At 65.8% G+C, this 18552-nt stretch carries 23 protein-coding genes; 14 read left to right on the plus strand and 9 right to left on the minus strand.

Going from position 1 to position 18552, the window contains the following annotated elements; genetic code table 11:
- Positions 1 to 106: 106 nt before the first annotated feature.
- The 4 genes from EYW42_RS04700 (at position 107) to EYW42_RS04710 (ending at position 2181) form a co-directional block, all read left to right on the plus strand.
- Positions 107 to 1348 (plus strand): tripartite tricarboxylate transporter permease, encoded by a 1242-nt coding sequence (locus tag EYW42_RS04700; RefSeq protein WP_135534110.1) that lies wholly within the window; start codon positions 107 to 109, stop codon positions 1346 to 1348.
- A 47-nt stretch (positions 1349 to 1395) separates the two neighbouring features.
- Positions 1396 to 1530, plus strand: coding sequence for a hypothetical protein (locus tag EYW42_RS20305; RefSeq protein ID WP_259371277.1), 135 nt, complete (start codon positions 1396 to 1398; stop codon positions 1528 to 1530).
- A 202-nt stretch (positions 1531 to 1732) separates the two neighbouring features.
- Positions 1733 to 1912 carry an HVO_2753 family zinc finger protein gene (locus tag EYW42_RS04705; RefSeq protein WP_135534111.1) on the plus strand — a complete coding sequence of 60 codons (180 nt, stop codon included), beginning with the start codon at positions 1733 to 1735 and terminating at the stop codon, positions 1910 to 1912.
- Between the two features lie 2 nt (positions 1913 to 1914).
- Complete coding sequence (locus EYW42_RS04710) at positions 1915 to 2181, plus strand: elongation factor 1-beta (RefSeq protein WP_135534112.1); 267 nt, start codon at positions 1915 to 1917, stop codon at positions 2179 to 2181.
- Between the two features lie 357 nt (positions 2182 to 2538).
- On the opposite strand, the gene EYW42_RS04715 is transcribed toward EYW42_RS04710, so the two are convergent.
- Positions 2539 to 3705 (minus strand): cystathionine gamma-synthase, encoded by a 1167-nt coding sequence (locus tag EYW42_RS04715; protein WP_135534113.1) that lies wholly within the window; start codon positions 3703 to 3705, stop codon positions 2539 to 2541.
- A 144-nt stretch (positions 3706 to 3849) separates the two neighbouring features.
- Between EYW42_RS04715 and EYW42_RS04720 the strand changes: the two genes are divergently transcribed.
- The 8 genes from EYW42_RS04720 to EYW42_RS04755 all read left to right on the plus strand — a co-directional run bounded on the left by EYW42_RS04720 (position 3850) and on the right by EYW42_RS04755 (position 9978).
- A complete protein-coding gene (locus tag EYW42_RS04720) occupies positions 3850 to 4140 on the plus strand; it encodes a 50S ribosomal protein L21e (protein ID WP_135534114.1) in 291 nt (96 codons plus the stop codon).
- Positions 4141 to 4144: 4 nt separating this feature from the next.
- Positions 4145 to 4501 (plus strand): RNA polymerase Rpb4 family protein, encoded by a 357-nt coding sequence (locus tag EYW42_RS04725; protein ID WP_135534115.1) that lies wholly within the window; start codon positions 4145 to 4147, stop codon positions 4499 to 4501.
- 65 nt (positions 4502 to 4566) lie between these two features.
- Positions 4567 to 5157, plus strand: a complete 591-nt coding sequence (locus EYW42_RS04730; protein WP_135534116.1) for a DUF655 domain-containing protein — start codon at positions 4567 to 4569, stop codon at positions 5155 to 5157.
- A gap of 75 nt (positions 5158 to 5232) precedes the next feature.
- Complete coding sequence (locus tag EYW42_RS04735) at positions 5233 to 6060, plus strand: 16S ribosomal RNA methyltransferase A (RefSeq protein WP_135534117.1); 828 nt, start codon at positions 5233 to 5235, stop codon at positions 6058 to 6060.
- 5 nt (positions 6061 to 6065) lie between these two features.
- Positions 6066 to 7223 (plus strand): mechanosensitive ion channel family protein, encoded by a 1158-nt coding sequence (locus EYW42_RS04740; RefSeq protein WP_135534118.1) that lies wholly within the window; start codon positions 6066 to 6068, stop codon positions 7221 to 7223.
- Positions 7220 to 7840 carry a HemK2/MTQ2 family protein methyltransferase gene (locus EYW42_RS04745; RefSeq protein WP_135534119.1) on the plus strand — a complete coding sequence of 207 codons (621 nt, stop codon included), beginning with the start codon at positions 7220 to 7222 and terminating at the stop codon, positions 7838 to 7840. The genes EYW42_RS04740 and EYW42_RS04745 overlap by 4 nt, the downstream gene beginning before the upstream one ends.
- 75 nt (positions 7841 to 7915) lie before the next feature.
- Entirely contained in the window at positions 7916 to 8911 is a 996-nt protein-coding gene (locus EYW42_RS04750; protein WP_135534120.1) for a 5-methyltetrahydropteroyltriglutamate--homocysteine methyltransferase, read from the plus strand.
- Positions 8908 to 9978: a methionine synthase gene (locus tag EYW42_RS04755; protein WP_135534121.1), complete on the plus strand. Its 1071-nt coding sequence runs from the start codon at positions 8908 to 8910 to the stop codon at positions 9976 to 9978. The genes EYW42_RS04750 and EYW42_RS04755 overlap by 4 nt, the downstream gene beginning before the upstream one ends.
- A gap of 83 nt (positions 9979 to 10061) precedes the next feature.
- Here the strand turns inward: EYW42_RS04755 and EYW42_RS04760 are convergent, their stop codons facing one another.
- From EYW42_RS04760 to rpl7ae, 7 genes are all read right to left on the minus strand, one after another.
- Complete coding sequence (locus tag EYW42_RS04760; RefSeq protein ID WP_135534122.1) at positions 10062 to 10403, minus strand: hypothetical protein; 342 nt, start codon at positions 10401 to 10403, stop codon at positions 10062 to 10064.
- A complete protein-coding gene (locus tag EYW42_RS04765) occupies positions 10400 to 12781 on the minus strand; it encodes a penicillin acylase family protein (protein WP_135534123.1) in 2382 nt (793 codons plus the stop codon). The genes EYW42_RS04760 and EYW42_RS04765 overlap by 4 nt, the downstream gene beginning before the upstream one ends.
- Before the next feature lie 47 nt (positions 12782 to 12828).
- Complete coding sequence (locus EYW42_RS04770; protein WP_135534124.1) at positions 12829 to 13191, minus strand: hypothetical protein; 363 nt, start codon at positions 13189 to 13191, stop codon at positions 12829 to 12831.
- A 124-nt stretch (positions 13192 to 13315) separates the two neighbouring features.
- A complete protein-coding gene (gene ndk / locus EYW42_RS04775; protein WP_135534125.1) occupies positions 13316 to 13780 on the minus strand; it encodes a nucleoside-diphosphate kinase in 465 nt (154 codons plus the stop codon).
- Positions 13777 to 14169 carry a 50S ribosomal protein L24e gene (locus EYW42_RS04780; RefSeq protein ID WP_135534126.1) on the minus strand — a complete coding sequence of 131 codons (393 nt, stop codon included), beginning with the start codon at positions 14167 to 14169 and terminating at the stop codon, positions 13777 to 13779. The genes ndk and EYW42_RS04780 overlap by 4 nt, the downstream gene beginning before the upstream one ends.
- 2 nt (positions 14170 to 14171) lie before the next feature.
- The gene (locus EYW42_RS04785) at positions 14172 to 14402 is read right to left on the minus strand and encodes a 30S ribosomal protein S28e (RefSeq protein WP_121819202.1); all 231 of its coding nucleotides are present in this window, start codon (positions 14400 to 14402) and stop codon (positions 14172 to 14174) included.
- An 11-nt stretch (positions 14403 to 14413) separates the two neighbouring features.
- The gene (gene rpl7ae, locus EYW42_RS04790) at positions 14414 to 14776 is read right to left on the minus strand and encodes a 50S ribosomal protein L7Ae (protein ID WP_135534127.1); all 363 of its coding nucleotides are present in this window, start codon (positions 14774 to 14776) and stop codon (positions 14414 to 14416) included.
- Positions 14777 to 15075: 299 nt separating this feature from the next.
- On the opposite strand from rpl7ae, the gene tmcA reads away from it, so the two are divergent.
- Positions 15076 to 17427 carry a tRNA(Met) cytidine acetyltransferase TmcA gene (gene tmcA, locus EYW42_RS04795; RefSeq protein ID WP_135534128.1) on the plus strand — a complete coding sequence of 784 codons (2352 nt, stop codon included), beginning with the start codon at positions 15076 to 15078 and terminating at the stop codon, positions 17425 to 17427.
- A gap of 170 nt (positions 17428 to 17597) precedes the next feature.
- Positions 17598 to 17753, plus strand: a complete 156-nt coding sequence (locus EYW42_RS19730; RefSeq protein ID WP_168192957.1) for a hypothetical protein — start codon at positions 17598 to 17600, stop codon at positions 17751 to 17753.
- A 13-nt stretch (positions 17754 to 17766) separates the two neighbouring features.
- Here EYW42_RS19730 and EYW42_RS04800 read toward each other — a convergent pair whose 3' ends face one another.
- The gene (locus EYW42_RS04800) at positions 17767 to 18498 is read right to left on the minus strand and encodes a GNAT family N-acetyltransferase (protein ID WP_135534129.1); all 732 of its coding nucleotides are present in this window, start codon (positions 18496 to 18498) and stop codon (positions 17767 to 17769) included.
- Positions 18499 to 18552 lie beyond the last annotated feature (54 nt).

Genomic DNA, 18552 nt, shown 5'->3' on the forward strand with positions numbered 1-18552 from the left:
GTCACGTCGACTTTGTGTGTCGCAGTTGAGATCGATGCCCGATACGCGGAGCCGAGAGCACAGTGAACCGAGAGTTCATACGTGAAGCCGCGGCCAGCCAGTAGCGATGGAAGAGTTCGGGATCAGGGTATTCACAGCGCCTGAGCGAACTGTGGCCGTGCTCGCGTTCGTTCTCGGCGGCGTCGCGCTCGGCACCGTAAGCGGACTGACGCCGGGGCTGCACGCGAACAACTTCGCGCTCGTGCTGGCAGCGGCCGCCAGCGAGATTCCGGGGCCGCCGCTCCTGTTAGGCGTGGCGATGCTCGCCGCTGGCGTGGTTCACACGTTTCTCGACGCGGTTCCGGCGCTCGCACTCGGCGTCCCCGACGCGGCGATGGCGGCGACGGCGCTTCCCGGTCATAGACTGGTCATCGCCGGTCGGGGGCGTGAAGCAGTCAGGCTCTCGGCGCTTGGGAGCGGTCTGGCCGTCGCCGTAGCGCTTCCGATGGCAATTCCCGTGACTGAGGCGATGACGGCGGTCTATCCGACGCTTCGTGCGCACATGCCGCTCGTACTCGGTGCTGTCGTCGTCCTGTTGGTCGCCACCGAACGAACAGCACGCGGGGCCGCGGTCGGACTCACATCGTTCGCAGCGGCCGCGGCACTCGGCTGGGCTACACTCGACCTCTCTCCTGCGGCCCCGCTCGCGGCCGGTGGCATGCTGACCCCGCTGTTCGCCGGCCTCTTCGGCGCGCCCGTGTTGATCGATGCGCTCGGCGGTGCGGGGGTGCCGGAACAGGCAGACGCAGCAGTGACATCGACCCGACGGGCCGTCTTCGCCATGGCCGCTGCGGGAGCGCTCGCTGGGGCGGTCGTCGGCTACCTTCCCGGTATCTCCAGCGCAATCGCGGCAGTGGCCGTGCTGACGCTGACGCCCGGTTCGGCCGGCGACAGGGGGTACGTCGTGGCAACGAGCGGGGTGAACACGGCGAACACCCTGTTTGCTCTCTTTGCACTCGTCGCGATCCGCCAGCCGCGAACCGGCGTTCTTGTGGCGTTCGACGAGGTCGCCGCCCCGCTAAACCTCCCGCTACTGGTCGGCACCGCGATACTCGCGAGCGCCGCGGGATTCTGTCTGGTGCTCACAGTGGGGGACCGCTACCTCCGGGTCGTCGGGCGAACCGATTACCGTCGCCTCTCTATGGGGATACTGACCCTGCTCGTCGGCCTCTCTTGGCTGTTCGCTGGTTTCACTGGCGTCGCCGTCTTCGTCGTCAGCGCGGCACTCGGTCTGGTACCAGTTCGGCTCGGTGCGCGCCGAGTCCATCTGATGGGCGTGCTCATCGGCCCGCTGGCGCTCGGCGTGTAACCGGACTACCTTGTCACCGACTAGCGGTTAGGGTTAGTCGCGGCGTGGTGATCAAACGCATCCCGGATATCGAGATCCCTGAGTTCGATTACGAGGAAGACGACGGAACCATGAACGTCACGTACACCGCGGAGAACACGTCCGACACCGAGCTATCAGATACGATTAGCGTCCGAGTATAGGCGGGCAACGACAACTATCAGCGCCAGAGTGACGTGGGGATACAGCCGGGAGAGACCGTCGAGAAGGCGGTATCGTTCGATGTCTCCGTGGAGGAGTTCCCTGGTGACGGCAGTATCGGCTTCGATCGGGGCGACACGTAACGCCGCTGTCCCCGCCGAGGAAAAAACAACGGTTAAAAGTGGGCAGACGGTACTGAGGTGTATGAGCGAATCGGATCAGAAACGAGCGCAGAAGTGTGTCTCCTGCGGGATCAACATCTCCGGGACGACCGCAGCCGCGTTCAAGTGCCCCGACTGCGGGTACCAGATTTACCGCTGCTCCAAGTGTCGCAAGCAGAGCAACCTTTACGAGTGCCCCGACTGTGGGTTCACGGGTCCGTAAGTATGGGTAAGGTAGCCGCCAAGATCAAAGTCATGCCGCAGAGCCCGGACGTCGACCTGGACGAGCTCCAGGAGCGTCTGGAAAACTCCCTTCCCGAGGGAGCCAAGATAAACGGGGTCGAACGCGACGAAGTCGCGTTCGGACTGGTAGCGCTGTACCCGACCGTCATCGTCCCTGACGATGCGGGCGGAACCGAGGCCGTCGAAGAGGCGTTCAGCAACGTCGACGACGTCGAGAGCGTCGGCGTCGAGAACGTCGGTCGCATATAAGGAAAATCCCTCGTTCGGGCCTTACGGGCTCTTCCTGCGGGACGACAGCCCGCTCGAACGGTCAGGGACGGCGAAGCCGTCCACTATTCACTTCCCGCTTCACTGTCTACCGGAGCGGCTTCGCCGCTCCGAGCCATCACTCACTCCGCTCGTGAGGACACGCTCCGAGTATCTACCCGTCCCCGTGACTCACCCGCGCTCGCGAACCTGCAAGCGCGTGCTCGTTCGGCCAACCGACTAGCCGAAGGTTTATCACCGAAACCGGGGCCAGACCCACCGTGATCTGACGAACCGGCGCGAGGGCGGACGAGGCGGGTGTACGGCGGACCCCTCGTGATATCGGTGGCCGTCTGTTCGCTATTCTAGAGCGGCGTCGATCGCCTGCTGCAGGTCCGCCTTCAGGTCGTCGACGTGTTCGATGCCGACGCTGGCGCGGATGAGACCGTCGGTGAGCCCCGCGGCGATGCGTTCCTCACGGGGGATAGAGGCATGGGTCATCGTTGCGGGCTGTTCGATGAGGCTCTCGACGCCGCCGAGACTCTCAGCGAGGGTGAACACCTCGGTGTTCGAGACGAACTCCGCGGCTTCGTCGAGGCTGGCATGGAGTTCGAACGAGAGCATCCCACCGAAGTCGTCCATCTGTTCGGCGGCGATATCGTGTCCGGGATGGGATTCCAGGCCGGGGTAGTACACCGTGTCGACATCGGGGTGGTCGTCGAGCCACTGCGCGAGTTCTCGTGCGTTCTCACAGTGGCGGTCCATCCGAACGGGGAGCGTCTTGGTACCGCGGAGAACCAGGAAACACTCCTGCGGACCGGGCGTCGCCCCGACGCTGTTCTGGTAGAAGCCGAAGCGTTCGTCGAGTTCCTCGTCGTTGGTTATCAGCGCGCCACCGACTACGTCGGAGTGACCGCCGAGATACTTCGTGAGCGAGTGAGAGACGATGTCCGCGCCGAGGTCGAGCGGCCGCTGGAGATACGGCGTGGCGAACGTGTTGTCGATAGCACAGAGCGCGTCGCGGTCGTGGGCTATCTCGGCTGCGCCCTCGATGTCGACGATGGACATCAGCGGATTCGTCGGCGTTTCCAGCCACAGCAGTTCCGTGTCCTCGCGGAAGGCGTCCTCGATGGCGTCGAGGTCAGTCATGTCCACGTAGGAGAACTCGATATCGTACTGGGAGTACACCTGGTCGAAGATGCGCCTGGTCCCGCCGTAGATGTCCTCGCCGCTAACGACGTGATCGCCGGATTCGAGTAGGTTGAGAACGGTGTTGATCGAGCCCATCCCGGAGGAGAAACACCGGCCGTACTCCCCGTTTTCCAGGCTGGCGAGGTTCGCTTCGAGGTCAGTCCTGGTGGGATTGCCGGTGCGCGAGTACTCGTACCCGCGGTGGTCGCCCGGAGCGTCCTGCTCGTAGGTCGAGTTAGCGTGGATAGGTGTCATCAGTGCGCCCGTCTCTTCGTCGGGTTCCTGTCCGGCGTGGATCGAACGCGTCTCGATTCGGTGGTCGTTGTCCTCGGCCATAGGGTGTGTCTCGCCGCGACGGCGGATAGTATTATCTCTCTCGGGCGACCCTCTCGCGCGGACCGTGTGAGACTATCCGAAACCCCGTCGTCGGACGGGAACGCACCTTTTATAACCGTCACCAGCCAAACAACGTCCACGACTATGCCGAACTCCGACGGACCTCGCAAGAAAACACGGAAGAAGCTCTCGAACAGTCCGCGCGAGCGCGGAACGTCTCCGCCGCAACGCGCGATCCAGGAATTCGAAACGGGCCAGAAGGTCCACCTGAAGATCGACCCGAGCGTGACGGACGGACGTTTCCATCCCCGGTTCGACGGGCTGACCGGCGAAGTCGCCGGCAAGCAGGGCGACTGCTTCAAGGTCGCAGTAAACGACGGCGGCAAGGAGAAGACGCTGATCGTTGGCGCTCCGCACCTGACTGCCCAGCAGTAACACGATGACGATATTCAAAGAGAAGTTAGACGAAGAACACCTCACTATCTCCGAGGCGAAAGAATTGCTCTCGGAGGTTGAGGCGGACCACGCCGCCGACGAGGACCGCGAGATGCGGTACGAACTCGCTCGAGCCATCGAGCACGTCAACCGGTTCGCTCTCCTCACGCCGGAGGAATCGCGCGAACTGGTCGAGGAACTGCTCGAACTGGAGAAAGTCGACGAGGCGACTGCCTACAAGGTAGCCGACCTCTTACCGCAAGACCGCGACGAACTCCGCGCCGTGTTCGCCCAGCAGCGGTACTCGCTCTCCGGCGACGAACTCGACGATATACTCAACGTCGTTGCGAAGTACGTCTAACTCGGCTCGGGACTTTCTCGGCAGGCGACTGTTTAAGTGGCCAGTCGCCGTATCACCACGTCAGAATGACCGACTCCGACAGCGACGGGCCGGGGCTACGCCACGCGGTATTGCTCGATTACATGCCGCACGGCCGTGCCGACGACGATCGTCCGCAGTACCAGAAGTCACCGGTGGCCTACGCCGTCGGCGAGGTGGACTTTCTCCTGTACGAGATCGCGTTCGACGAGGACGCGGATGCCGGTATCGGCGACCGGATCGTAGTGGAACCACAGGACGAAAACGGGTCGATAAAACGCCTCCGCACCGTCGACTACGACGACTTTTCGGGCGGGGCCCAGTCCGAACTCGAATACGCGATCGAGGATATCGTTACGGAGAACGAACAGCGGTTCGTCGATTTCTACAACGAGGCGCAACCGATCACCCTTCGGTTGCACCAGCTAAACCTGCTTCCCGGAATCGGGAAGAAACTCCGGAACAACGTCCTCGACAAGCGAAAACGGGGGAAGTTCGAGAGCTTCGACGACCTGGAAGACCGGATCGCCGGGCTTCACGACCCGAAAGGAGTACTCGTCGAGCGAATTATCGAAGAGATCCGCGACGAGGACCTGAAATACCGCGCGTTCGTCGGCCGAGAAACGGGTGCAGAGTAGCCGAGGAACGCGACGTGCCAGCCCGCACAGGCCGGAGGGTTTTAAACCGTCCGTTGCCTACCGCCGGGTAATCGAATGAGAGATCCGGACGGACTTCTTGCTCGGGCCGACGTACGTGGAAACCCCGATCGGGACCAGCATTTCCTGATCGACGACCGCGTGCTGAATCGTCTCCCGTCGTACGTGCCCGAGGCGGACACGGATTCGGGTCACGTTCTGGAGATCGGCGCGGGGACAGGCGCATTGACCGACCGTCTGCTGGCGACCGGAGACCGCGTGACTGCCGTTGAGCGGGACCCGGAACTCGTCGCGTTCCTGCGCGATGAGTTCGACGAGGAGATCGAAGCCGGTCGGCTGACGGTGGTTGAGGGCGACGCGCTCGACGTTTCGCTGCCCGAGTTCACCGTCTCGGTTTCGAACCTCCCCTACGGCGCGTCCAGTCAGATCGCGTTCCGGTTGCTACCGCTGGGCAAACCGCTGGTACTGATGTTCCAGAAGGAATTCGCGGAACGGATGGCCGCGGAACCGGGCAGCGACGACTACGGTCGCCTCTCGGTGACCGCACAGCACTACGCCGACGTGGAAGTCGTCGAACCAGTTCCGAAGGAAGCGTTCTCGCCGCCGCCGTCGGTCGAGAGCGCGGTCGTGCGAACCGGGCCGAGGGACCCGGAGTACGACGTCGACGACGAGGACTTTTTCCTCCGCTTCGTGAAGGCGGTGTTCACCCAGCGGCGCAAGACGATGCGAAACGCCGTCAGGAACACGGCACACATCTCCGGACTCGATGACCCGGACGCTGTCGTCGACGCGGCGGACGAGGAACTGATGAGCATGCGCGCGGGCAACGTAACGCCCGCTGAGTTCGCGGCGCTGGCGACGCTTGCTGACGACGTCGGGAGGTAACAGTGATGGGTTCGCTCGCCGAGTCGGTCAACGAACTGGCGACCGTGTTCGAATCCGTCGAGGCGCGGATCACGGTCACCGTCCTCTGTCTGGTCGCCGTTTTCACCATCGCACGCCTGATGCGGTCCGCCCAGACGAAACTGAGTCAGTACATCAAGCCGATATACGCGGACATACTGACGACGGTCGCGTTTGTCGTCGGATTCGTCGGTGCCGCCATGGTGAGCGTCGGCGTCTGGGAACAGGCGCAGTTGGCGAGCGAGGCGATCGACCTGCTCAATCTCGGGAACGAGGCGATCCCGAACGTCGCGTTCACGCTCGTCGTGTTCGCCGGCACGCACGTGTTGATCCGGTTCACGAAGCGCATGCTGTCGGAACTGCAAGATTCCAGTCACGCCGTCTCGGGACATCAGCGCGAGGTCACCCTGCGTCTGACGCAGGTCATCCTCTGGTCGCTCGCGATCATCGTCGCCCTCGGCGTGTGGGACTTCGACCTCTCCGGCCTGCTCGTCGGGGCCGGCTTCCTCGGCATCATCGTCGGTATGGCGGCCCGCCAGACGCTCGGTGCGATGCTCGCCGGATTCGTCCTCATGTTCGCCCGGCCGTTCGAGATCGGCGACTGGGTGGAGATAGGGGAGGAGGAGGGGATAGTCACCGACATCACGATCGTAAACACTCGGATCCAGACGTTCGACGGCGAGTACGTGATGATCCCGAACGACGTGGTCTCCGGTAACACGATAATCAATCGGACGCGGAAGGGACGGCTCCGGATCGAGGTCGAAGTCGGTGTGGACTACAGTTCCGACGTCGAACGAGCGGCGAAAGTGGCGAAGGCGTCGATGAGCAACGTGGACGACATTCTCACCGTCCCGACACCACAGGTCATCACGAAGCGATTCGACGATTCCGCAGTGGTTCTCGGCCTCCGGTTCTGGATCGACAAGCCGAGTTCGCGCCGCAGGTGGCGCGCCACGACGGCCGTCATCCAGGAGGTGAAGTCGGCGTTCGATGAGGAGGGGATCAAGATCCCGTTCCCGCAGCGCGAACTGATGGGTCGAGAGGAGACGGGAGGCTTTCAGTTCGGGGAAGCCAGCGAAGTCGCCGAAACCAGCGAGACTGGCGGGATACCCCCGACTACCCCAGACGGTGGGGACGAATGACTGATCTCGCCGACCGCCGCGGCATCGAGACCGAGGTGTACCAGCCCGCAGAGGATTCACACCTGCTCGCGACGGCAGCGGTCGAAACCGTCGGCGACGGCGACCGCGTACTGGACGTCGGAACCGGATCGGGCTACGTCGCCGGCAGCGTCGCCGAGGAGACCGGAGCCGAGGTTGTCGCGTCAGATCTGAACCCCCACGCCTGTCAACAGGCGCGAGAGCGAGCGGCGGCGGCCGGCGTCGATATCTCGGTCGTGCGAGGCGATCTCGTCGGGCCGTTTCGCGACGGCGCGTTCGACGCCATCCTGTTCAATCCGCCCTACCTGCCGGCCTCCGAGGAGGCGGAACGGGACGACTGGATGGAGGTGGCGCTGTCGGGTGGCGAATCCGGGCGCGCGGTCGTGGACCCGTTTCTCGACGCCGTCGGGCGCGTCCTCGCGCCGGGCGGCGTCGTCTGTCTACTGGTCAGCACGCTCACGGGCTTCGACGAGGTGATCGCGCGGGCCGACGAGCAGGGGTTCTCGGCCGAGACCGTCGTCGAGGAGTCGTACCCGTTCGAGACGCTGTCGGTCCTCGCGCTCCGGCGGGAGAGCGAAAGCGAGACCGTCACCGTGTGAACCGCCACCATAACTAGGACGCATTTACTTGAATGGGAAATATTAAACAGCGTCATTTCGTATGCACGTGTACCAATGACGGAACTCGTAGCCACGTCCCCGGGGCTGTTCCCGCTCCCGGATTGGGCGAAAGACAGGCTCTCCGACCTGAAAGGCCACCAGAAACACGACCTCATCAGCGGCGACGAGGGCGGTGAGATCGCCGAGACGTACGAACGCGCACGCACGGAGGTCGTCGACCTCCAGAACGAGATCGGCCTCGACCTCGTGAGCGAGGGGCAACTCCGCTGGGACGACATGCTCGCGCACCCGCTCGCGGTCCACGACAGCGTGGAGACCCGCGGTATCGTCCGTTACTACGACAACAACAACTTCTACCGCGACCCGGTCGTCACCGACGACCTGACGTTCGACGGCGACATCGCCGCGGAGCTCGACGCGGCCGCCGAGGAGACCGACTCTCTGCAGGCCGTGCTTCCGGGACCGTACTCGCTGGCTGACCTCGCGACGGACGAACACTACGGCGATGAAGCGGAGTTCCTCGACGCAGTCACCGACTTCCTCGTGGGTGAGGCCGAGGCGTTTCCGGACGTCGAGACGCTGTTCCTGCTGGAGCCGTCGCTCGTCGAAAACCCGCCCGAGGACGGGGTCGACGAGCACGCCAGCGAGGCCATCGATGCCGTCGCCAACGCCGTCGACGCGGACGTCGTCGCACACCCCTACTGGGGCGCGCTGGACGAGAAGGTGTACGCGCACCTCCTCGACGCCGACGTGGACGCCGTCGGCTTCGATTTCGTGGCGAACCAGGACGAGAACCTCTACAACATCAACGAGTACGGCGCGACCGACGACGTGGCGCTCGGCCTCGTCAACGGCCAGAACACGCTGATGGAGGACGCCGACGCCGTCCGCGAACGCGTCGAGTGGGTGCAAGAGCAGACCCCTGCCGCGGATTTCGAGAAAGCGTACCTGACGGCGAACACCGAGCTGTTCTATCTACCGTACTCCGAGTTCGAGCAGAAACTGCGAGCGCTCGCCGAAGCCGCTTCCGCCCAGGAGGTGAAAGCATGACGAACGAGAACAGAGACCAGTTCCGACCCGACGATCACCCGAACGACAACTTCATCCTGACGACCGTCGTCGGCAGCTACCCCAAGCCCAAGTGGCTCGACCGCGCCCGCGACCTGTACGACGACGAGGACGCCGACTTCGACGAGGACGCGTGGGAGGAGGCGAAAGACGACGGCTCCCGGCTCATCACGAAGGAACACGAGCGCGCCGGACTCGATGTCGTCGTCGACGGCGAGATGCGCCGCAACGAGATGGTCGAGTTCTTCGCCGACCGCATCGAGGGCTACGAGTTCAAAGGCCCCGTCAAGGTGTGGGGCCACAACACGTTCGATAAGCCGAGCGTCGTCGACGACGTGGAGTACGACGAGTCGTGGCTGGTCGACGAGTACGAGTTCACCGCAAACGTCGCGGAGAAGCCGGTGAAGGTGCCGATCACCGGTCCGTACACGCTCGCATCGTGGTGTTTCAACGAGGCCTACGAGGACGACGCCGCGCTGGCGAACGACCTGGCTGACCTCGTCAACGAGGAGATAGAGAAACTCGTTGACGCCGGCGCTCGCTACATCCAGATAGACGAGCCGGCGCTCGCGACGACGCCGGACGACCACGCCATCGTCGGCGACTGTCTGGAGCGCATCGTCGACGACATTCCGGAGGACGTCCGCATCGGACTGCACGTCTGTTACGGCGACTACTTCCGCATCTACCCCGAGATCCTGGAGTTCCCCGTCGACGAGTTCGACCTCGAACTCGCGAACGGCGACTACGAGCAACTCGACGTGTTCACCGATCCCGAGTTCACGGCCGACCTCGCGCTGGGCGTCACAGACGTTCACGTCGCCGAGGTCGAGTCCGTCGAGGAGATCAAGGAAAACATCAAGAAGGGACTGGAGGTCGTCCCGCCGGAACGGCTCGTCGTCAGCCCGGACTGCGGCCTGAAACTGCTCCCCCGAGAGGTCGCCTACGAGAAGATGGAGAAGATGGTCGAGGCGGCCCGCGAGGTCGAGGCCGAACTCGACGCGGGCGAGATCGATGTCGGTCGCGGCGCGGTTAGCGCGGACGACTGAGCAGACAGTCGCAGGCAGTTGGGCGGTCGACTCGCCGACCGCTTTTCACGCACTTTTCTGCAGATAGCGTCGACGACCCCCGTTCAGACGATCCCTCGAACCAGCGACCCGAGCACACCGCCGACCAGCGGGATCGCGATGCTCACGTACAGCAGTTGGCCGGTGTCGAGGTAGCCGCCCAGCGTGCCGTGGGAGGCCAGCAAGGCGACGAACGCCAGCCACGCGAGGATGCCGAAGGCAAGGCCAGCGGCGAGCGCGCGGGGGAGGGTCCGCGACGCGAGGCCGACTAACGCCCCGCCAACGACGAAGCCGACCCAGTGGATCTGTGCGACGGCGAGCCCCAGAACCACGCCGAGCGCGAGCGCAGCCGCGCGCTTCCGCGGATTGCTTCGAACCGCAGTCAGCCGGTCGGCGACTGCGCTCATCCGTCCCCCTCCTCGAAGGTAACGGCGAGGTCGCCGTCGACGGAAAGCGTCATTCGGCGGTACTCGCCTTTCGCCCACGCCTGTAACTGGTCGTCGTAGTGGTCCGAGAGGGGGTCTCCAGAGTTGCCGCCCGGCAGGATGCAGCGCGAGTCGCCGTCCATCGGACAGATCATCCGCCAGCTACTGCCGACCGCCGACTCGGCCCGGAAGTTGTTCACCGTCTGCCGGGAGCCGGCAGTGGCGTACTCGGGGTAATTCAGGAACTCGCGGTCGAACGGGTGGGTGACTGCGCCGGTGTGGTTCACGTCGCCGTAGGTGGCGTCTGAGTCGGTGTTCCGGACGACGGCGGCGAGTGCGTCCGCCATCGCGGCCGTCCGCCCCTCGTCGCCGAACCAGGGGTTCTCGTCGGGCAGCGAGGCGACCACCCAGTCCCGCGGGTAGTACTCCTCGCCCAGGTCGGCGGCGTCGAGGACGGGGCCGACTGCCCGCTCGCGGAAGCGGTCGAACCACCGGGAGAAGAGCAACGCGGCACGCGAGTCGGGAGTCATCCGGTAGTCCCAGGAAAGAAGCGCTGTGACGGCGTCCGACAGGCCGTCCCGCTCGGAAGCGGCCCGGGCCAGTTCCGGCAACAGGTCCGCCGCGCGGCCGTCGCGGGCGTCTCTCTGGAGGTCGGCCATGAAGTCGGTCGTAACGGGGGAGTCGGACGCCGCGCGCCGGTCCAGTCGGTCGTATATCCGCCGGCCCCGGTAGGGGCTGGCGTACTCGACCCCGAGGTAGTGTTCGGGATCGTCGACGACGCGTTGGTTCGCCGTGGCGACGTAGTCCGGGTCGACGGCCGCGGGCTTTTCCTCGAACGGAACGAAGCCGTCCCACGACGACTCGCCGAACGGTTCGAACCCCGCCCACTCGCCCTCGCCGGCGGAGCCGTCGAATATCCGGTCGCCGCGGACGACCTCGCCGTCGGTCCGCCGGATGGGGAGCTTCCCGGTCACCTGATACAGCGTCCGGCCGTCGCGGTCGGCGTACACGAGGTTCTGTGTCGGCAGGTCGAACTGGCGGGTCGCCTCGCGCACGTCGTCGACACCCTCGCTGTGACTGTACTCGTGGATGGCGAGCGTGGTACGCGTGGCCGTGTGGCCGGTCCAGGCGACGCCGACCCGGTGGCCCTCGCGCTCAATGACGGGACCGTGGACGCTCTTTTTGACCGTCACCTCGCGGTTCTCGCCGTCCGCGACCTCGATCTCGCGCGGTTCGGTCTCGAACTCGCGCTCCTCGCCGCGGTAGCGATACGTCTCGCCGTCCGTCTCGTACTCGTAGAAGTCGACCACGTCAGCGCCGACGTTCGTGAACCCCCACGCGCCGGCCTCGTTCTCGCCGATGACGACGAACGGGACGCCAGGGAACGTTACGCCGCGGACGTCGACGCCGTCACCGCGGAGGTGCATCTCGTGCCACACAGGCGGTGCCATCAGCGAGAGGTGGGGGTCGTTGGCGACGATCGGCGCGCCGCTTTCGGTGTATTCGCTGGAGACGACCCAGCTGTTCGATCCGATCCCCGGCGGCGACTCGAACTGCCCGAGCCAGTCGACGAGGTCGGGACCGACCGCGCCACGGGGTGACGCCGCGTCGTCCGTCTGACCGTCGTAGAACCCGCCGGGGGGTGGCCCTCCGAAGCGCTCGGCGCTGTCCCGGAGGATCGGTACGTCGTGGTCGAGGCGCGCCGGGTACAGCGTCTCGGCCGCCTCCGCGCCGAGTTCGCTCGCCGCGGTCGCCACCCGAAGCGTGCGAAAGCTCCCCGTCAACGTCCACGAGATCTGTTTCTCCATCAGCATCGAATCCGCCGGGGACCAGTCGTCAGGTTCGTAGCTGAGCAGGCCGAACTCCATCGGGAGCGGTTCGTTCTCGACGTACGCGTTCACGCCGTCGGCGTACGCCTCGACGACGGGTCCGGTGTCGGTGTCGCGCACGAGGTCCCACGTCGCCTCCGCGGCCCCCGCGAAATCCATCTTCGTGTTGAACTCGTCGGAGTCGACCGCCGCCTCGCCGACGACGGCCGACACCTCTCCCCGCATGACGCGGCGCTGGAGATCCATCTGGAACAGCCGGTCGGCCGCCGCGGCGTAGCCCGCCGCGAAGTACAGCGCGCGCTCGTCGTCGGCGGTGACGTGTGGGACGCCCCGGTCGTCGTAACGGAGTTCCGCCGGACCGTGGGGGCTCTCGACGGTGCCGTTCAGGTCGTCAGTCGCCTGCCGCCACGCCGCCCCCGAAAACGGCGCGAAGCGTTCGAGATATCCTCTGACCGGCGACAGCGAGCCGGCTGCCACTCCGCCCCCGAGTATCGCACTGAGCAGCGCTCGCCGCGTTCGGTCGGTGTCCATACACTCACATGTGAGTGTGGAGTCATAAATCCGCGGCGTCAACCGAGTTACGCCGGCGCGAGCAGGTACGCGACGAGAGCGACCGGACCGACGTAAAGGACCGCGAGAAACGCGAGCCGTGCGCTCGAACGCCACGCGGCGACCGCGAGGTGGACGGCCGGCACGCCCAGCGCGACCGCCACGACGGCGGAGGCGTCCGCGAGTACGTGCGTGTCCGGCGTCGCCTCGACGACGACGTACGCCGTCGTAAAGGAGAGAACGGCCCCGAGGACGTAGTCCGCGGCCGCGTCGCGGTCGGCGAGGACGGCGAGGAGACCGACGGCGACGGCGGATCCGAACGTGACGCCGAGCAGGGTGCCCGGGACTGGGTCCCCGTGGCCGGCGTGGAGGGGAACGAACGGAACTGTCATCGACTGGTCGAAAGTGCGCGAACGTAGTAAAGCGCGCGAAACGGGACGCCGCGCGCCGTCGTAAGACGTTCGACGCGCGAAGCCGTCGCTGGGCGACGAATACAACGGAGAGTAACGAGAGTGGCTACTCGTACAGCCAGCCTTCGTCGATGCGCTCGTAATCGACCAGTTCTTCGTCGTCGAAGTAGAGGCCGATCTCGCGCTCGTTCGCGCCGGGGTCCTCGTGGTCCGCGGCGTGGACGACGTTGCGACCCAGGTCGAGGGCGTAGTCGCCGCGGATAGTTCCGGGCGCGGCCTCGGCGGGGTCGGTGTCACCGATGATCTGTCGGACCTGTCGGGTCGCGTCCTGCCCTTCCCACACCATGGGGACGACGGGGCCGGACGTGATGAAGTCCGTCAGGTCGTCGAAAAAGGGCTTGTCGGTGTGTTCCGCGTAGTGGTCCTCGGCCTGCTCCTGGCTCATCTGGATGAACTTCGCGCCGACCAGCTTCAGGCCGCGCTCCTCCAGACGGGAGACGATTTCGCCCACGAGTCCGCGCTGGACCGCGTCGGGCTTGGCCATCACGAAGGTACGCTCGCGTTCGCTCATTCTTCGGTCTCCTCGGATTCAGCTTCCTCGGCTTCTTCGGTCCCTTCGGACTCCTCTTCGGCTTCCTCGGCCTCATCGGAATCCTCGGAATCCTCAGCTCCGGCGGTCTCGTCGACCGCCTCGGTTTCGTCAGCCGACTCGTCGACGACCTGGTCCTCGCTGCTCTCGTCAGCGGCGGGCGCCTGCTCGGCCTGGGACGCGCGTCGCGCGGCCTGGCTGCGAGCCTCAGCCGTCCACTCGGTGTCGCGCGGTTCGCGGCCGAGGTCGGCGTTTTTCTCGCACTTGCTGGAGCAGTAGTGGATGGTCGTACCGTCGGTCTGGACGAACATCGTTCCCGTGCCGGGCTCGATGTCCGCTCCGCAGTAGTCGCATTCTCTAGTCTGCGGCATCGTTACTGCCCCCCGATCGAGTCGGCCTCGCGGGCTGTTTCGCGGAGCTGGAGAACGTCGCCCTCGCGGACGGGGCCGAGGCAGTTCCGGGTGATGATTCGGCCCTGGTTCTCGCCTTCCCGGATACGGCATTTGACCTGCATGGCCTCGCCGTGCATTCCGGTCTTGCCCACGATCTCGATAACCTCTGCGGGCGTGGACGTGGATCCGTCTTCTGTCTCTTCAGCACTCATTGGTTATCGCCTCAGCGAAGGTCCTCGACTTTGTCGGAGATGTCCTCGACGTCGTCGTCCGCCTCGCCGGCGTCGACGATCGCGGCGGCGGCGCTGCCGACTTCGAGGCCGGCGGCGTGGCCGACGTCGTCCTGATTGTCGATCAGGACGAAGGAGATGCCTTTCTCGTCCGCGAGCTCCGGAAGGTGCATGACGATCTCCTCCGGCTGGACGTCTTCGGCGACGTAGACGAGCTCGGCGTTGCCTCGCTCGACCGCCTTCGTTGTTTCGTTCGTTCCTTTCTTCACCGAACCTGTGTCTCGGGCGACCTCTAGAGCCTCGATGGCGTCGTCCTGGAGGTCAGCCGGGACGTCGAAATCTGCGTATACTGGCATTGTTAGTCACCTCCTGCGCGTGGGCTCGCGCTCCCCTGCCGTCGCCGACCCGCGTCGGCATGTCGGAAACCGCTGGGGAGATTCCCGACGGCCGTCGGAACCCGACGGCGAGAATCCTATGTGGCTAGGAGCATCATCAACCCCGCGCAGGCTGTAAAAGCGAATAGCGCACCACCCCATAAAAGCGCTTTCAAACGACCGGGGGCGTGTGAGTTATCGACACGAACGCCAAATAACCTGATCGTTGCACTGTGACCGCAAGCGGAAAACCCCTTAGGCCCGGATGTGAACGGTCGAGTATGAACGCGGTTTCGCTCTCCCGGTCGCTCCGCTCGGAGGCTCGCCACGCCGACGAGCGGCGGCTACTGGTCGTGACCGGCGGGCGGGACGCCTGCTACGCCACGATCGAACGTGTGCTCGACGACCTGGACATTCCGATAGCGGCGACGACACTGGTCGGGCCGGACGACCGGTTGCAGTGTGAACACCTGCAGCCGAACCGTGCGGGGGACCTGCTCGGACAGACCCGGGAGGCAGTCGCCGTCGACGTTCACGAGGAGCTCCGCCCCAACGTCGTGGGTCGGGTCGTCGGCGCTGTCGACGGCGGCGGCCTGTTCGTCCTGCTCGCCCCGCCGCTCTCAGAGTGGCCAGAGATCCGGGACGGGTTCGACGAGAGTCTCGCCGTCCCGCCGTTCGACGTAGACGACGTGACCGGCTACTTCCGACGGCGGTTCGTTCGAACGCTGCGCGAACACCCCGGGATCGCTATCTACGACGCAGACGCCGGGAGCGTCGAACGCGACGGTCTGACCCGTCCCGCGCCGCGGCTGCCTGCGGACCCCGTCGCCGTGCCGGACGACCGTCAGTTTCCGCGGGCGGCGTACGAAGCCTGCCTGACGGCGGACCAGGCCGAAGCGGTTCACGACTTCGAGCGACTACGGGGCTCGAATCAGGCGGTCGTCGCCGAGGCGGACCGCGGCCGCGGGAAATCAAGCGCCGCGGGGCTGGCGGCCGGGGCGCTGGCGCTCGAAGGGGACGACGTTCTGATAACCGCCCGGCAGTACTGGAGCGCCCGCGAGGCGTTCCTGCGGGCGCGGGAGTTGCTCGACGCTAACGGCGCGTTGCTCGACGGCGAAGGCGGAGGGGCCGCAGGCGGGGACAATCCCCAGCGGCTTCGCGTCGCTGACGGCGGCGTCATCCGCTTCGCCCGGGCCGTCGACGCAGCCGAACTTCCCGGGGACCCGGACGTGGTGTTCGTCGACGAGGCGGCGGCGCTGCCGGTCCGACTCCTCGAAGCCTTCCTCGACGCCGACCGCGTTGCCTTCACGACCACGGTTCACGGCTACGAGGGGGCCGGACGGGGATTCTCGGTCCGCTTTCGCGACCGCCTCGCTGAAAGCGACCACGCGGTAACGGACGTGCGACTCGACGACCCGATCCGGTACGCGGGCGGCGACCCCGTCGAGGTCTGGGCGTTTCGGGCGCTCATGCTCGACGCCCGGCCTCCCGTCGACGAACTGATCACGGACGCGACGCCGGACACCGTGACGTACCGGGCGGTCGACACCGAGGAACTGCTGGCCGACGAGCATCTGCTCCGTGAGGTGTTCGGCCTGCTCGTTCTGGCGCACTACCGGACCGAACCGAACGACCTCGCGCGGTTGCTTGATGCCCCGAACCTCTCAGTGCGGGCGCTCCGTCACGACGGCCACGTCGTCAGCGTCGCGCTGCTCGCCCGCGAGGGCGACCTACCACCGGGACTCCGACGCGAGATGTACGACGGCGCGCGCGTCAAGGGGAACATGGTGCCGGACATACTCACCAGCCAACTCCGCGACGAGGAAGCCGGGGACTCCGTCGGTCTCCGGGTAGTGCGGATAGCGACCCACCACGCCGTTCGGTCCCGAGAGTTGGGGTCGCACCTGCTCGATGCGGTCCGCGGAGAGTTCGACGGACTCGACTATCTGAGCGTCGGCTACGGCGCGACCCCGGGACTCGTCGACTTCTGGCGCGAGAACGGGTTCTGCGCAGTCCACCTCTCGACGACCCGAAACGACGAAAGCGGCGAGTACTCCGCGGTGATGCTCGATCCCCGCTCCGCCGCCGGACGGGTGCTGTATGACCGACACGGGGAGTGGTTCGCCGGCCGTATCGCCGGCGTCCTCTCGGACGCGCTTACCGACGCGGATCCCGACGTGGTGCGGGCGGTCCTGCGGACTGTCGACGTGACGCCGCCGCTTTCCCTGTCACCGTACGAGTGGCGGGTCGTCGTCAGCGCAGCCTTCGGTCCCGGCCTGTTCAGCGTCTCGCCCGCGCCGTTTCGTCGCCTCGCTGTGCGACACCTCGTGGAGCGCTCGGCCGACCTCTCCGCCCGCGAGGAGCGCCTGCTCGTCGCTCGCGTGCTTCAGGCGCGCGACGGGTCGGCCGTCGCGGACTCGCTGGGTTATCCGTCCGAGCGCCAGTGCATGCGCGCTCTCGGCGACGCCTACGAACCGCTCGTGGCGGCCTACGGCGACGAGGCGGCGCTCGCCGAACGCGATCGCTTCGCTGGGGCGAGAGACGGCGGATCGGAGGACTGCGACAGTGCGGAAGACGGCAACAGTGCGGAGGACTGCGACGGAGCGGGGGACGAGGGCCGAACGGAGGATTGAAAGCGCTGAGGATGCCGGCGGGACGGAGGATCGAAACGGCGCGGAGGCGGGAATGGGGGCGGCACTGAGAACGCGGACGAACCGGGAGAGAGGAGACGGCGGGCTGAACCGGCGCGGACTACGGCCGGGACGCCGGCAGACAGAAGTCGGACCGCCGCAAACGAGCGAGTATGGGTACGTGCACCGAATCGGACTGCGACCGCAAGGCCGCCGTGCGTCTCTACGTCCCCTGGGACGAGGACCGGAACGTCTGTGCGTCCCACGCCCGGGTACTCGTTCAGCGGGACGGCGTCGTCGCGATGGCGCTGGACGACGCGGAACTGTAACCGTGGCGCGGAGCTACAGTCGACGCGCCAGCATCACTTCGTCGACGTGCCGGCCGTCGACCTTGTAGTGGTCTTCGCGGACGGCCTCGGTTTCCCACTCGTTCGATTCGAGGAAGTCGACCGCGGTTTGGTTCGTCGCCGGGATGCTGTTGTAGATCTTCTCGTAGCCGTTTTCGTCCGCCCAGTCGACGCCCCGGTCCAGCAGGCGGTTTCCGATGCCACGGCCGCGGTACTCGTCCAGAACGCCGACGGTCAACTCCGCGGTGTGGGCGAGTTTCCCGACTTCCGGCACGTCGAGATGGACCCAGCCGACGACGTCGTCGTTGACGGTAGCCACGAAGAAGATACGCGACTCCAGTTCGTTGTGTCGCAGAAGCACCTCCTCGTGGTCGATGACGTCGGCGACGGTTTCGGCCTCGATGTATGTGCCCTCCTCCGCGACGTCCCGGATTGCACCGACGAGGCCGGTCAGGTCCTCCTGTCGTGCCTGCCTGATGGTGCAGTCGACGCCGTCGGCCCGGAACTCCTCCTCGTCGGCGTCCTCGAACGCGATCCGAAGTTCGCCGTCGACCTCCTCGACGACGCCGTCGCGTTTGAGGATGGCGACGTGGTGGCCGAACCCGCGCGGGTCGATATCGAGCGCCTTGCGGAGTCGCTTGGGGTCGATAGACCCGTGTCGCTCGACGTGGTCGTAGATCCTGCTCCGGTCCTCGTGGCCGAATTCGAACTCGCCAGTCAACTCCATGACTATCGATAGCATACGCCATTCCTTAGTTGTTATCACGAGGGGGAGTTCCGA

This window comes from Halostella pelagica (assembly GCF_004762015.1).
Classification (GTDB): Archaea; Halobacteriota; Halobacteria; order Halobacteriales; family Natronoarchaeaceae; genus Halostella; species Halostella pelagica.